Here is a 14,788-nt window from a genome sequence, read left to right on the forward strand (position 1 = left end):
GAACGGCAGCACTACCAAGACTACCAAAGCACCAACTTAGCCTTATGGGACGCCTACCAAGCGGGGCAAATTAACGCTCAGCAACTTCAGGAGCAACGCTTTGCCCATTGGGCTAACAAATTAGCCGTACCTGCTCAGCATTTGAATCAGGCGTTTTTAGAGGCCATGGCCGACATCTGTAAGTTGCTTCCCGGTGCTAAAGACTTACTCGACAGCCTTAAAGATAAGGTGAAGCTAGGCATTATTACTAATGGCTTCACCGCATTGCAGCAAATACGCCTAGAGCGCACCGGCCTAAGTGGTTACTTTCAAACTTTGGTGATTTCCGAGCAAGTGGGGGTGGCAAAGCCAGATAAAGCGATTTTTGAGCATGCCTTCGAGCAAATGCAACAGCCTAATCGCCAGCAGGTATTAATGGTGGGAGACAACCCTCATTCAGATATTCAAGGTGGGATTAATGCGGGTATCGATACTTGTTGGTTGAACCGCGAACAACAGCCGCTGCCTCAGGGCATTCAACCTAAACATCAGGTGGCGTCGTTACAAGAGCTACAACACTGGCTGCATCAGCCGCACTAAAGATGGCTTAACTAAGATGTCAAAAGGGGCATCGCCCTTCAGCTGATGCCCCTTTCTGTTATATGAACCTTTACCTTTTTTCGGCCGTTCAACTTTGCTTCTAAATAGTTGACTGGTTACCAAGGCCTTAATCGCGTTGTCGTTTATTTGCCCACGACCGTGCTGGTGAGCAAGCGGTTTAGCCGCAAGCTGTTTCTTTTTACTCATAATCACCTACTGTTGTTTATCACTATGGTTTAAAACCGCGCTGATTATAAATTAAGCAAAACGCTTGTACAGCACTATTTCAGCGCTAGTAATAAAAAACCATTCGCACCGCCAGCATATAAATAAAGGCAGCCTTGGCTGCCTTGGTAGTAGATTCCATCTGCTTAGTGGCTAATCATCCACGGTCGCATAGATGGAAACATTTTTTCGCCATTGGCAGTATAAAACAGCTTGGAGCCGCCACGTTTATGATGGGTGCAACCACAGCCTTTTTTTACTTTCTCGGCATTTTCAGCGCGAGTCTCCACGGTGGAATGCTGCGGCTCATGCTGGGCCTTCTCGTTACGTTCAATCGCTTGCTTGGTTTCTGCTGCTACGTCTAATACCGATGGCGGTAGCACAATCACTCTGGCAGACAAGCTTTGACACTCAGGGCAGGCAGCCGGTTTGGCACTGTCTTTCATCTCGGTGAGTTTATAAAACAAACCGTGTTCGGCACATTTATAATCGTAAACTGGCATGGCTCACCTCGCTTATTTATCTAGATCAGGCGCTAAAGGCATATCAACACTACCGTCGAGGTACTTAGTTGGCCCTTCGGCATTCGGCTTAATATCAAACTCAAAGATGTCGGTAGGCAACCATAAAGTGGCACAAGAGTTAGGCACATCCACCACTCCACTCAAGTGACCTTGCACCGGCGCGGTACCCAGGAGCGAGTAGGCCTGCGCACCGCTATAGCCAAACTTCTTCAGATACTCGATGGCATTTAAACAAGCCTGACGATAAGCCACGTTGGCGTCTAAGTAATGCTGCTTGCCATTCTCATCTACCGATATACCTTCAAAGATCAAGTAATCGTCGTAACGAGGCGTGATTGGGCTAGGCTTAAAGATAGGGTTTTTAATGGCGTACTTAGCCATACCATCTTTAATCAATTTCACTCGTAAGTGGATCCAACCGGCCATTTCAATCGCGCCACAGAAGGTAATCTCACCATCGCCTTGGCTAAAGTGTAAATCGCCCACCGACAGACCCGCGTCTTTCACATATACCGGGAAGTAAATCTTAGAGCCACGAGACAAGTCTTTAATGTCGCAGTTACCACCGTGCTCGCGAGGCGGAACGGTACGTGCGCCTTCTTCTGCCGCTACTTTAGCCTGCTCGGGCTTCATCCGTCCCATGTGAGCGGTAGGCGCGTAAGGCAAGGCCGCTAACATCGGTACACGCTCGGGGTTAGTATCAAATAACTCTTTCTCGCGACGGTTCCACTCTTCCAACATGCTCTTAGAAGGTAAACAACCAATTAAGCCAGGGTGAATTAAACCAGCAAATTCAACGCCAGGAACATGTCTTGATTTAGTGAACATGCCGTTGAAGTCCCAAATCGATTTTTGCGCTTCGGGGAAGTGCTCGTCTAAAAAGCCGCCGCCATTTTGTTTAGAGAAGAAGCCGTTAAAGCCCCACTGCGACTCTTCAAAAGTACCAATATCTAGAATATCTACTTCCAATAAATCGCCTGGCTCAGCGCCTTCTACCCCAACCGGGCCTGACAAAAAGTGCACCTGAGTTAAATCCACATCGCGCACATCCGAAGCATCATCGTTGTTTTTGATCTGCCCACCGGTCCAGTCGATACACTCTAAAATAAAGTCGTCACCGGGCTTAACCATTGCCGCCATCGGAATGTCGGGATGCCAGCGGTTGTGTAGATTTTCGTTTTCGTAGGCTGATTTGCTTAAGTCCACTTTAATAATTGTTTCTGCCATGGTTCTTCTCCTTGAATATAACTAACCACTTTTATACTGATAAATAAGCTGCCACTTGTTGTTCATCAACTTCGTCGCGCAGCACGTCATGCACTATTTTTCCCTTTTCAATTACGAGAATTCGATCTGCAACATCAAGGGCAAAACTCAGAACTTGCTCGGAAACCACTATCGACAAACCACGCTGGTCGCGAATTTGTTTTAGGGTTTTTGCCATATCTTTAATAATTGAAGGCTGAATACCTTCGGTGGGTTCATCCAGCAGCAATACACTGGGGTTGCTGGCTAGCGCACGAGCGATGGCTAGCTGCTGCTGTTGCCCACCAGATAAGTTGCCACCGCGGCGATGACGCATTTCCCATAACACCGGGAAAATGCTGTACAAGTCGTCGGGTACCTTGCTTTGGCCAATGCTGGTTAAGCCGGTTTCAATGTTCTCCTGCACCGTCATGGTGGAAAAAATCATTCGCCCTTGCGGGACAAAACCTAAGCCCGAAGCCACCCGCTGATAACTTTTTTGCTTGTTTAAGCTTTTACCGTTGAGCTCAACATTGCCGCTACGGCTAGGAATCATGCCTATCAGAGACTTCATCAAGGTGGTTTTACCCATGCCGTTGCGCCCCAAAATGGCGACAATTTCATTTGGCTTTAGCGAAAAGTTCAGCTCCGATATCACTTCACTTTGCCCGTAGGCCACGCTGTAATCGCTTAGTTGTAACATCACCTTCTCCTTAGTGGCCTAGGTACACTTCAATGACCTTGGGATCATTCTTCACCCGCTGCATCGAGCCTTCCGACAACACCTTGCCCTGATGCAACACCGTAACTCGGTCGGCGATGTCTTCCACAAACTGCATATCATGCTCAATCACCAATACCGAGCGCTGCTGCGTAATGCTTTGCAACAAGGCGGCGGTTTGCTTGCGCTCAGCCACCGACATGCCCGCCACCGGTTCATCCAGCATTAATAGCTCGGGGTCTTGGATCAGCAGCATGCCAATCTCCAACCACTGTTTTTGCCCATGGCTAAGCAAGTCAGCTTGGTCATGTAGCTTGTCGCTAAGAAACACCATCTCGGCAATTTCCATGATCTTGTCTTGCACCGCTTGATCACGCTTGAAGGTTAAAGCGCCCCAAACATTGCGCCCTCGCGGATAAGAAATTTCTAAGTTTTCAAACACCGTGAGATCTTCATAAATTGAGGGGTTTTGGAACTTTCTCCCCACTCCAGCATGTACAATCTGATGTTCTTTTAACTTGGTGAGTTCTTTTTGCTTAAATTTGATTGAGCCTTGAGTGGCCTTGGTACGGCCACAAATCAAATCCAGCACCGTGGTTTTACCGGCTCCGTTTGGGCCAATAATTACTCGAATTTCTTTCTCCTCGACGTACAGCGACAAATCATCCACCGCCTTAAAACCATCGAACGAAACGGTTAGGCCCTCTACACTCAATACAAAATCTTTGCGGGCCGTTGTTTGTTTAGGCTGTTGCATTACCGCGCTCCTCTACTGATGGTGATGTAGGCTTGCTGCTATCGGCTGCTTGCTCAGCAGCTACCGACTTAACAACAGGACTGGGTTTACGCTTAAAGCGCTGTTTAATACGCGGTTCAATGTGCTCTTGATAAAGGCCCGCCAAACCATCGGGAAAGGCCATCACTACGCCAATGAACAAAGCGCCCATGGCAAATAACCACAACTCGGGGAAGGACTCGGAAAAACTAGTTTTAGCCAGATTCACCAACAAGGTGCCATATACCGCGCCCAGCAAGGACAAACGTCCACCTACGGCACAGAAAATCACCATTTCAATCGAAGGCACAATGCCAACAAAAGACGGCGACATAAAACCCACTTGCAGAGTGAACATCGCCCCGCCAATCGCGGCAAAGGCTGCGCCAATACAGAAGATGAAGATTTTAAAGCTGGCCACGTTGTAACCAGAAAAACGTACGCGATCTTCTTTTTCCCGCATTGCCACCAATAGTCGACCTAACTTACAGCGCTTGATGTACAAGGCCACCATCAGGCAAGCAAACAACAAGGCAGCATTGATGAAATACAGCAGATATTGGGAAAACTCCGAGCGGATATCCCACCCCAGAAAGGTGCGTAAATCGGTGATCCCATTCACCCCGCCGGTATAGCCCTGCTGACCAATAATCAAAATGGTCAAAATGGCGGCTATCGCCTGCGTGATAATGGCAAAGTACACACCACCAACGCGACGGGTAAACATGGCCACTGCAATGATGAAGGCAAACAATACCGGCACGGCAATCACCGCTAAAAGAGTAAAACCTAAGCTATGGAAGGGCTGCCAAAACCAAGGCAATTCGGTTAACTGGTTCCAGTCCATGAAGTCGGGAATACCCGGCGTAGACTGGATCGCAGTAGACTCAGGATCGGAGGCTTCTAGTTTAAGGAACATCGCCATGCAATAGCCGCCCAGACCAAAAAATACCCCTTGGCCCAGGCTCAAGATCCCGCCACAGCCCCAACACAACACCAAACCAATGGCGACAAAGGCATAGGTTAGGTATTTACCCACTAGGTTTAAACGGAAAATATCTAAGGCCAGCGGCAGCACAATAAACAGTAGCGCGGCCAGTAGCAGGTATTTCCACCAGCCCACTGAGTTGCTGTTCTGCTGAGCATCTGAATTAGTTTGAAATAACATTCTGCTTTCTCCCTAACGACGAACTTTGAGCGAAAATAAACCTTGAGGACGCAGCATCAATATTCCAACAACGGTTAATAAGGTAAGTACTTTGGCCATCGAACCACTGAGGAAAAACTCCATGGTTGATTGCGCTTGTGAGATGGTGAAGGCCGACGCCACCGTGCCAAGTAAGCTGGATGCACCGCCAAATACCACCACTAAGAAGGTATCAACAATGTATAACTGACCCGCCGTTGGCCCGGTTGAACCCACCATGGTGAAAGCCGAACCTGCCACCCCGGCAATGCCGCAACCCAGGGCAAAGGTGTAACGGTCGACCCGCTCGGTATTAATCCCCACTGCACCGGCCATGGCTCGGTTTTGCACCACTGCTCGGGTTTGCTTACCAAGACGAGACTTCTGCATAGTGAGGTACACGCCAAAGGTGATGATGATGGTTAAGCCCATCACAAAGATGCCGTTAATCGGCACTTCAATAATGTCGGTAATGGCGTAAGAGCCCATTAACCAATCGGGTAGGCTCACCCCCACTTCTCGCGCGCCAAATACAGTACGGTAAAGCTGTTGCAAGATAAGGCTTAAGCCCCAAGTAGCCAGCAAGGTGTCGAGTGGTCGTTTGTATAAATGACGAATCATTAACCATTCCACCAAAGCACCTAAGGCGGCGGTTACCACAAAGGCCAATAACATGGCGACAAAGAAATAGCCGTCAAATAGGCTAGGTAAATGGCTACTAAAAAATTGTGAGGTGAGATAAGTGATATAGGCACCGAGGATCATGAATTCACCATGCGCCATGTTAATCACCCCCATCTGACCGAAGATGATGGCAAGCCCAAGGGCCATAAGAACAAATACAGAAAACAAAATAAGACCGGCAAATCCCTGCATAGCGAAAATGGCGGTTAGCTCAGCGCTGGTATAATCGGCAAACATTGGCTGCCCCTCCTTGATGTCAGCGAAAAGATTGGGTGCCGTGGGGCACCCATCCGTTGTTTACTGATAACCCTCAGGGAAAGGATTGGGTTCGATTAGCTCGTCAGTTTCATAGACAATTTCGTACTGACCATCAGCCTTAGCGTGTCCAATACGGGTCTTCGACCATAGGTGATGATTTTCGTGAACCTTCACATAACCTTCTGGAGCGGTGGTCAACTCTAGGTTAGGTGATGCGGCGCGCACCTTGTCGATATCAAACGAGCCCGCTTTTTCTACCGCAGCCTTCCATAACCATGGGCCTAAGTAAGCAGCCTGAGTTACGTCACCAATCACAATGTCGTCACCCCAACGCTCTTTAAAGGCGGCCACAAACTCTTGGTTGTTAGTGTTGGTTAAGCTTTGGAAGTATTTCATCGCAGCGTAAGCGCCTTGAATGTTTTCACCGCCAATACCTAGGATTTCATCTTCGGTAACCGAAATGGTTAGCACTAATGGTTTTTCCTTGGTCATATCAATACCGGCCGCTTTAAGCTGCTTGTAGAAGGCCACGTTAGAACCGCCCACCACAATCGCGTAAATTACGTCAGGTTTTTTCAATTTAATCTTGTTAATTACCGAGTTAAATTGAGTGTGGCCCAGTGGGTAATACTCTTCACCAACCACTTTCAAGCCCAATTTCTCGATGTGTTTACGAGCAATTTTGTTAGAAGTACGTGGCCAAATGTAATCTGAACCAAGTAAGAAGAAGCTCTTAGCGCCTTTGGTTTTAGTTACCCAATCAATACCAGCAATAATCTGCTGAGTGGCTTCTTGGCCGGTGTAAATCACGTTAGGTGATTGCTCTAATCCTTCGTAAAAGGTGGGGTAATAAAGCATGCCATTGTATTGCTCAAATACTGGTAATACCGCCTTACGAGAAGCCGAGGTCCAACAACCAAATACCGCCGCGGCCTTGTCTTTTACCAATAGCTTTTTCGATTTTTCAGCAAAAGTAGGCCAGTCACTGGCACCATCTTCTTGAATGTATTCAATCTTACGGCCGAGTACCCCGCCCATGGCGTTAATTTGTTCAATTGCTAGCTTCTCCGCTTGCACCGAACCAGTTTCACTGATCGCCATAGTGCCGGTAACCGAGTGTAAAATACCGACTTTTACCGTATCGTCGGTAACCGCCAAACCGGTGGTATTAATCTCTGCGGTACTGGGGCTGGCAGCAAAGCTGAGCTGAGAAACCAGCATCGCGGCGGGTAAGGCCATCATTCCCTTGAGCACACGGCGACGCAGCAGATTGCTCACGCCTGAAGTTTTAAGTTTTTGCATAGTGGTATCCCTACTTGAGTGAAAGACAATGTGTCCGTACTTGGTGATAACCATCATGCAAAACCGCAACAGCAATAAGAATTCGCCAATTGCTCTAGCCCACTACGTCATTTAACGCATAGCCAAGACTCAGCCCTTTGTTTAAGGTCAAGAGCTTATAAAGATGGCATATCTTTCACCGCCAAAGGATTGGCTCAAATAATGCTTTTACTAACAATGGCATCATTAAATTATTGATATAAAAGGCATTTAAAAGATGAATGATCAGCATATTCTAAAAGCGAGGAGGAACTACAATCGCTGGGTGGCCAACCAAACCCTAGAAGACTATGCACTTCGTTTTACTGCCAAAAGTGCCCGCCAATGGTCTAGCTCGCGGGTCGCCAATACAGCATTAGGAGCAATCTCTTTTCTCGCCTTGGAAGCCATTGGCGGTGCGCTAATGCTTAAATTTGGCTTTAGCAATGCTCTAGCCGCCATTTTGGTGGTATCGGCGATTATTTTTATTTGTGCCGCGCCGATTTCCTACTACGCCGCCCGCTATGGTGTAGACATAGACCTACTCACCCGTGGTGCTGGTTTCGGCTACATTGGCTCCACCATCACGTCATTAATTTACGCCTCGTTCACTTTTATTTTCTTTGCCATTGAAGCGGCCATTATGGCCTCGGCCTTGGAGCTGTTGTTTGCTATCCCTTTAAGCATTGGATATTTGATCAGCGCGGTGGTGGTGATCCCGCTGGTGACTCACGGGATCACCTTTATTAGCCGTTTTCAGCTTTGGAGCCAGCCCATCTGGGTGGTGTTACAGCTGCTGCCCTTTGTATTCATTCTCTGGCATGAGTCCACCAGCATTAGCGATTGGACCCACTTTCAAGGCAAACAACAGCAAAATGCAGGCTTTGACCTGCACCTATTTGGCGCGGCTGCGGGGGTATTGTTCTCCCTAATGGGGCAAATCGGCGAACAGGTCGACTTTCTGCGTTTCATGCCGGAAAAGAATCAACAAAACCGGATTAAATGGTGGGCCGCCTTGCTGGCCGCCGGCCCTGGCTGGATAGTCGTAGGCGCTCTAAAAATATTGGCAGGTTCGTTTTTAGTAGTATTGGGCTTAAATGCTGGTGTGGCCGCTGGAGTGGCAGGCGATCCCATCCAAATGTATCAAGTGGCGTTTTCTTATGTGACCCAATCGCCAGTGGTGGCCTTATGTTTGGCGGGGATCTTTGTGATTGTCTGCCAGTTAAAAATTAACGTCACCAACGCCTATGCAGGCTCAATCGCTTGGTCTAACTTCTTCTCCCGCCTCACCCATAGCCACCCTGGCCGCGTGGTATGGCTGGTATTTAACGTAATTATTGCGCTGTTAATCATGGAGCTAGGGATCTACTCGGCGATTGATAATATTCTAGGGATTTACTCCAACGTGGCGGTAGCTTGGGTGGGAGCCTTGGTGGCCGATTTACTGATCAACAAACCCTTGGGTTATAGCCCCAAGTACATCGAATTTAAACGCGCTCATCTATTTGATATTAACCCGGTGGGGGTGGGCGCCATGGTAATCGCTTCCAGCGCCAGCATTTTATGTTACACCGGCCAACTCGGTGAAACGGCTCAAGCGCTGTCGCCCTTCATCGGTTTGGCTAGCGCATTTATTTGCTCGCCGCTGATCGCCATTATCACCCAAGGCCGTTATTATCTGGCCCGCGATAGCGAATTGTCACTGACGCAACATGGTGAGTGCCGAGTCTGTCAAAACTATTTCGAGGTAGAAGACTTAGCCTCATGCCCCGCCTATGGAGGGGCCATTTGCTCACTATGCTGCACCCTAGACGCTCGCTGCCACGACCAATGTAAGCCCCACGCCAGCTTTGGCCAGCAGCTCAATCAATTTGTGCAATTGATTCTGCCTAGGTCTATCTCGTCAATGATGAATGCCAGGCTACTGCAGTTTAGCGGGCTAATGATGATTATTGCCGGCCTCATCTCGGGCTTGTTTTATTTGGTCTATCTGGGGGTCCCCGAGGTAGAAACCGAATCACGCGAACTGATCTCCACCACCCTTAGTCATGTGTTCTTTTTGCTGATGATTATTGTTGGGGTGCTGGTATGGCTGTTTGTTCTGGCCAACGACAGCCGCCAATTGGCGCTTACCGAGTCGCTGCGCCAAACCGAGCTACTTAGCCAAGAAATCTCGGCTCACGAAGTCACCGACCGCGCCTTGCAGCAGGCCAAAGAAACCGCCGAACTGGCCAATCAGGCTAAGAGTCGCTACCTCACTGGCATCAGCCACGAGTTAAGAACGCCGTTAAATTCGGTATTGGGTTATGCTCAACTGCTAGAAAACGCGCCGAATTTATTGCCCGCCCATGCCGCCAAAATTTCATTAATTAAACGCAGTGGTGAACACCTTGCCGACATCATTGAAGGACTGCTCGACATCTCGCGTATTGAAGCAGGCAAGTTAGAAATTCAACGTGACAAGGTGCCCATTAAAGAGTTGCTGGATGATTTAGTCGAAATGTTTAGTCTGCAAGCCAGAGAAAAAGACATTCGCTTCGACTACCAACCCAGCCCTTATTTGCCTAACTGCGTTTATGCCGACGAAACTCACCTGCGGCAAATACTAATCAACTTACTATCGAATGCGGTTAAATTTACCCAGCAAGGTGGCGTGTCACTAAGCGTACGCTACCGTAGCCAAGTGGCCGAATTTACCATACAAGACAGTGGCCCCGGCATTGATGAAAGCGATCAGGAGAGAATATTTAAACCCTTTGAACGGGTGCGCAAACTCGATGCTCCACAACTGCCGGGCACTGGCCTTGGCCTGACTATTACTCAGCTACTCACCGACATCATGGGTGGCAATATCAGCCTTAGCAGCACTCCGGGTAAGGGCAGCTGTTTTAAATTAAGTTTAATGCTATCGAGTATTGAAGACGCAAGCCCCAGCCAAACTCCGCAAACTAAAATCAGCTCATTAAACGGTCCCAGCAAAACGCTGATGGTGGTAGATGATGACCCTAATCACCGTAATTTGGTCAGCGAACTGCTTTCTCCCTTGGGCTTTGTGGTTTTAGAGACTAGCGATGCCATAAATTGCCTCGGTAGTCTGCAATTAGCTAATATCGACTTATTCTTGCTAGATATTTCCATGCCGGAAATGAACGGCTGGCAGCTACTGGAAGAGCTACGCGCCAGAGGGATTAAAGCGCCGGTGATCATGGTATCGGCCGACGCCTATGAAGCGCCCTTATTGCAGGGCTCGCCTCATCCACTACATAACGACTATCTAGCCAAACCGATCCGCGACAATGCCTTGCTGGATAAAATCGCCAAGGCCTTAAAACTAAGCTGGAATTATCACGCCACCCCGAAGTGGTCACCCAAGCTAATCGACCCTATTCAGGCCAGCAAGGTCAGCCTTTGCCAAGAGCAACGCAAACTGTTTAGAGAGCTGTGGGAAATGGCCCAATTAGGTTTTGTACAAGGAATAGACAAAATTTTAAATAATTTAGAGTGTGACCCAAGCCTATTGGCGCATACTTCGACACTACGAAGAGACTTAGAACAATATCAGTTTTCTAAGATTAAAGATTATTGTGAAAAGGTATTAGCAGCATGAATGCGCTTGATTCAAAAGGAATAGTATTAGTTGTAGACGACTCTGCAGAATCGGTGGGCATGTTAAATACCGCCCTGATTGAGCAAGGTTATACGGTACTCATCGCCATGGACGGGCAACAAGCCTTAAACATTACCCAACGCATTACTCCAGACTTAGTACTTATGGATGCGCTGATGCCCAACATGGATGGCTTCGAGGCCTGCCAATTACTCAAAGACAATGACGAACTCAGTGATTTGCCGGTCATCTTTATGACAGGCCTAAGCGACAGCGAATCGGTGATTAAGGGCCTAGAGTCTGGTGGCGTTGACTACCTCAATAAACCCATAAAACTAGACGAACTGTTTGCCCGGATTAAAGTACATCTTAACAACGCTCGCCTCACCCGCAGCGTACGCGGTGCCTTAGACGAAATAGGCCAAGCCACCCTTACCTTTACCAGCAGCGGCGGCATTGCTTGGATGAGCAGCAAAAGCAAACAATTGCTTAACGCCATTCATATTGATGACGCCGAGGTCAGCGCCAAATTCACCCAGCAAATTCAACGCTGGCTAAATAACGCGCCCAGCAAACACAGCAGTTTAGCGCTGCAGCACTTAGCCAAACCCTTCCAACTAAAATACCTTGGGCAGTCCTCGCCGGGAGAGCACCTACTGCGCTTGGTAGACAACGATGAACAGAGTATTAGAGAATCCTTGCGCCAGCGTTTTAGCTTAACCGAGCGAGAATCGGAAGTGGTTTTTTGGCTGGCGCGAGGTAAAACCAACCGAGAAATCGCACAAATTCTGAGCATGAGCCCAAGAACCGTCAACAAGCACTTAGAAGCGATTTTTCAAAAGCTGGAAGTAGACAATCGCACCAGCGCCACTGCACTATGTTTGGAGTATCTGAATGATCATTAACCAGCGCTAGTAAGCAGCGCCCTAACCATAAGAAAGCCCCCTAACCAAACCGCCTTGCAGCCGTGATGAATAAAGCTGAACTGACCATAAAAAAGCTCATCCCCCAATTAGGGAATGAGCGAGTTTAGCAAAAATCTACTTGCGCTATTCGACGAGTAAATCAGCTAGCTTAAGCCTTAGCACCTAAGCCGCTGCATATTGCACTTAATCAACCCAGCAAGCAGATACCGCAGGTACTTGCTGGGTAATGCAGTGAATATTTCCTCCACCGAGTAATATTTCACGAGCAGCAACCCCCACCACTTGATGTTGAGGAAAGGCTTGTTGCAATACTTGCTTCGCTTCGCCGTCGTAACGCTGGTCAAGCAAAGGATAGATAATCTGCCCATTACTGATCAAAAAGTTAGCATATGAAGCAGCAAGGCGATCCCCAGCTTGTCGCTCCATACCTTCGCTTTGATCAATGCCGGTAGCTTCCTCTTCAGTAATATATAGGGGACCCGGCATGGGCAGCTTATGTACTTTAATGGAACGACCTTGAGCATCTAGCTCACTGGATAATAGCGCCATCGCTTCGCGACTGATGTGATATTGCGGATCGTCTGGGTCGTCACACCAAGTTAACACCACTTCACCTGGCTTCACCACATGCAGAATGTTGTCTATATGTCCGTTGGTTTCATCGTTATATAAACCACGCGGCAACCAAATCACTTTTTCTGCCCCCAGATATTTCTTCAAGTGCAGCTCTATTTGCTGCTTAGATAACTCAGGGTTTCGGCTCGGATGCAATAAACATTCTTCGGTGGTGTACACAGTCCCAGCACCGTCACTATGAATCGAACCACCTTCCATGACTAAAGGTGCGTTATAAGCGTCATCTTGAGTGAGATTTAACATCTTAGTCGCTACTGCATCGTCTAGATCCCATGGGAAGTAAAGCCCGTCCAACAGGCCACCCCAGGCATTAAACTGCCAATTAACACCTCGTCGTTGGCCTCTACCGTTCACCAAGTAGGTAGCGCCTATGTCTCTCATCCAACAATCGTTATAAGACATTTCCAACACTTTAATCTCTGCGGGTAATTGACTGCGCGCATTGGCAAATTGACTGTGCTCTACCACCATCACAACGGGTGTATGCTTGGCAATAGCAACGGCCACATTAACAAACACAGCCTGTGCAGCTTTACCACCATAGCGCCAGTTATCAGTGCGTACTGGCCAAGCCATCCATAGCTCACTGTGTTCTGTATGTTCACCCGGCATATAAAAGCGGTCAGCAAGGGGTTGTGAATTGATAATACGACTCATGCTACCTCGCTTACTTGAGCAGGCTCTAGCACCCGTTTAGCCCTTAGCAACAAAACTTCGCCAACAATAATCGTCGCTACAAGGCCAAGCAAAATAGGTAAGGTGTACTGCCAATCTATCGAGCCAAAGATAATGTCGGGGAAGATGAACAGTATTACCGCTTGCAAAATAATCAGGAAGCACACAACTGTCATCGCTTTTTGAACAGCCAAACTACCCGGTACTTTAAAGGGTCGAGCCGTATCGCTATCCACCAATCTAAGTTTGAGATAAGCGGGGAACATCAATAAATAAGGCATTAAAAATACACAGCTAGAAAAAGCAAACATCGACCAGAATAAGTCATCGCTATTGGTGGCCATTAAGCCGTAAATCAAAATAACCACTGTAGACACGATGCCGGTGATGGCATTAGCACCGATAGGAGTTCGGTATTTTTTCGAGGTTTTTGCCACGAAGCTAGGAAGCTCCCCTTCTCGAGCCGATTGCGCCGCCGCTCTGCTTGAGCCCATAGTCCAGCTCACCATATTGCCGATGAAGGTCAGCAGGGTAATAATGCCCAGCGCATAGATAATGAATTGTCCCACTGCACCATCACCAAATAACACTTTCAGCGTATCAACAATACCCGCAACCAAACCAAGCTGGTCTACAGGTAAAGCCATTAGGATCCCTAGCGTGCCAACAATGTAAAGCAATGCGGTAATGGCAATTGCCAGAAACACCACTTTGGGAATTTGTTTTACGTCTTTCATTTCACGGGTCATGGTGGCGACCAATTCAAAACCCATTAAGTTAAATACCAAGGCAGGTAGAAAGGCCACTCCAGAATCAAACGAAGGCATCATTGCGCGTAGGCTAAATTCATTGGCCACTCCATTTTTTGCAGCATAAATAAAGCCACCAATGCCTAGTACCGAAATAATGATGACTTTAAGCACCGCGCAGAAGTTAGTAATGAATACCCCAATATCGGTTGAGATGTTGCAGACCCACACTGTTCCCCAAGTCAAGGCGATACAGATGAGCACTTGGCTCATTAGCGACAACTCAAGCCCAAACAGCTCGGCAAACATACCGGCAAACAAAATGTAAACCGCAGGCATCCACAAACCGACGTTAATCCAATAAAACCAAGTGGTTCGCAGTGCCCAACTTGAGCCAAAGGCTTTAGTGACCCAATCATAAATACCGCCTTCTCCTGGATAAGCGGCACTGAGCTCAGAGGTAATCAGCCCGTAAGGAATTACAAATATCACTAAAATTAATGCCCACCAGCCCATGGCACTCACGCCAATGGAGGCAGATGCCGTTAAAGTATCCACCACTAAAACTGCACATAGGCTAAATAAAGCGAGTGGAGTCACGCCTCTTTTGTTATCGCTCATAGTATTAATCCTTTAACTGTCCATCGAGTGTCATCAGGTGGCGGTATTGTTCTGGTC

The 14,788-nt window shown here is 48.0% G+C and carries 13 protein-coding genes; 3 read left to right on the top strand and 10 right to left on the bottom strand.

The window, feature by feature from the left end; genetic code table 11:
- Positions 1 to 579: pyrimidine 5'-nucleotidase (gene yjjG / locus ACQY6Q_RS11725; RefSeq protein ID WP_427981651.1), on the top strand; the 579-nt coding region annotated here is incomplete at its 5' end.
- On the opposite strand, the gene ACQY6Q_RS11730 is transcribed toward yjjG, so the two are convergent.
- The 8 genes from ACQY6Q_RS11730 to urtA form a co-directional block, all read right to left on the bottom strand.
- Positions 550 to 786, bottom strand: a complete 237-nt coding sequence (locus ACQY6Q_RS11730) for an alternative ribosome-rescue factor A (RefSeq protein WP_427981652.1) — start codon at positions 784 to 786, stop codon at positions 550 to 552. The genes yjjG and ACQY6Q_RS11730 overlap by 30 nt on opposite strands.
- Positions 787 to 950: 164 nt before the next feature.
- Positions 951 to 1,307 carry an FmdB family zinc ribbon protein gene (locus tag ACQY6Q_RS11735; RefSeq protein WP_055734399.1) on the bottom strand — a complete coding sequence of 119 codons (357 nt, stop codon included), beginning with the start codon at positions 1,305 to 1,307 and terminating at the stop codon, positions 951 to 953.
- Positions 1,308 to 1,319: 12 nt separating this feature from the next.
- On the bottom strand, positions 1,320 to 2,555 hold the full coding sequence (gene fmdA / locus ACQY6Q_RS11740) for a formamidase (protein ID WP_188407366.1): 1,236 nt from the start codon (positions 2,553 to 2,555) through the stop codon (positions 1,320 to 1,322).
- A gap of 31 nt (positions 2,556 to 2,586) precedes the next feature.
- Complete coding sequence (gene urtE, locus ACQY6Q_RS11745) at positions 2,587 to 3,276, bottom strand: urea ABC transporter ATP-binding subunit UrtE (protein WP_427981654.1); 690 nt, start codon at positions 3,274 to 3,276, stop codon at positions 2,587 to 2,589.
- A gap of 10 nt (positions 3,277 to 3,286) precedes the next feature.
- Complete coding sequence (gene urtD / locus ACQY6Q_RS11750) at positions 3,287 to 4,051, bottom strand: urea ABC transporter ATP-binding protein UrtD (RefSeq protein WP_055734397.1); 765 nt, start codon at positions 4,049 to 4,051, stop codon at positions 3,287 to 3,289.
- On the bottom strand, positions 4,038 to 5,237 hold the full coding sequence (urtC, locus tag ACQY6Q_RS11755) for an urea ABC transporter permease subunit UrtC (RefSeq protein ID WP_427981656.1): 1,200 nt from the start codon (positions 5,235 to 5,237) through the stop codon (positions 4,038 to 4,040). Before urtC ends, urtD begins: the two co-directional genes overlap by 14 nt.
- Before the next feature lie 12 nt (positions 5,238 to 5,249).
- Complete coding sequence (gene urtB / locus ACQY6Q_RS11760; protein WP_055734395.1) at positions 5,250 to 6,176, bottom strand: urea ABC transporter permease subunit UrtB; 927 nt, start codon at positions 6,174 to 6,176, stop codon at positions 5,250 to 5,252.
- Between the two features lie 60 nt (positions 6,177 to 6,236).
- On the bottom strand, positions 6,237 to 7,499 hold the full coding sequence (gene urtA / locus ACQY6Q_RS11765; RefSeq protein ID WP_427981657.1) for an urea ABC transporter substrate-binding protein: 1,263 nt from the start codon (positions 7,497 to 7,499) through the stop codon (positions 6,237 to 6,239).
- 256 nt (positions 7,500 to 7,755) lie between these two features.
- Here urtA and ACQY6Q_RS11770 point away from each other — a divergent pair, with 256 nt between their 5' ends.
- Both ACQY6Q_RS11770 and ACQY6Q_RS11775 read left to right on the top strand, forming a co-directional pair.
- Complete coding sequence (locus ACQY6Q_RS11770; protein ID WP_427981658.1) at positions 7,756 to 11,124, top strand: hybrid sensor histidine kinase/response regulator; 3,369 nt, start codon at positions 7,756 to 7,758, stop codon at positions 11,122 to 11,124.
- Complete coding sequence (locus tag ACQY6Q_RS11775; RefSeq protein ID WP_427981659.1) at positions 11,121 to 12,029, top strand: DNA-binding response regulator; 909 nt, start codon at positions 11,121 to 11,123, stop codon at positions 12,027 to 12,029. Before ACQY6Q_RS11770 ends, ACQY6Q_RS11775 begins: the two co-directional genes overlap by 4 nt.
- Before the next feature lie 204 nt (positions 12,030 to 12,233).
- Here ACQY6Q_RS11775 and aguA read toward each other — a convergent pair whose 3' ends face one another.
- Together aguA and ACQY6Q_RS11785 are read right to left on the bottom strand one after the other, a co-directional pair.
- Positions 12,234 to 13,343 carry an agmatine deiminase gene (aguA, locus tag ACQY6Q_RS11780; RefSeq protein ID WP_427981661.1) on the bottom strand — a complete coding sequence of 370 codons (1,110 nt, stop codon included), beginning with the start codon at positions 13,341 to 13,343 and terminating at the stop codon, positions 12,234 to 12,236.
- Entirely contained in the window at positions 13,340 to 14,731 is a 1,392-nt protein-coding gene (locus tag ACQY6Q_RS11785; RefSeq protein ID WP_427981663.1) for an APC family permease, read from the bottom strand. Before ACQY6Q_RS11785 ends, aguA begins: the two co-directional genes overlap by 4 nt.
- Positions 14,732 to 14,788: the final 57 nt, after the last annotated feature.

This window comes from Agarivorans sp. (assembly GCF_050295395.1).
In the GTDB taxonomy this organism is placed as follows: domain Bacteria; phylum Pseudomonadota; class Gammaproteobacteria; order Enterobacterales; family Celerinatantimonadaceae; genus Agarivorans.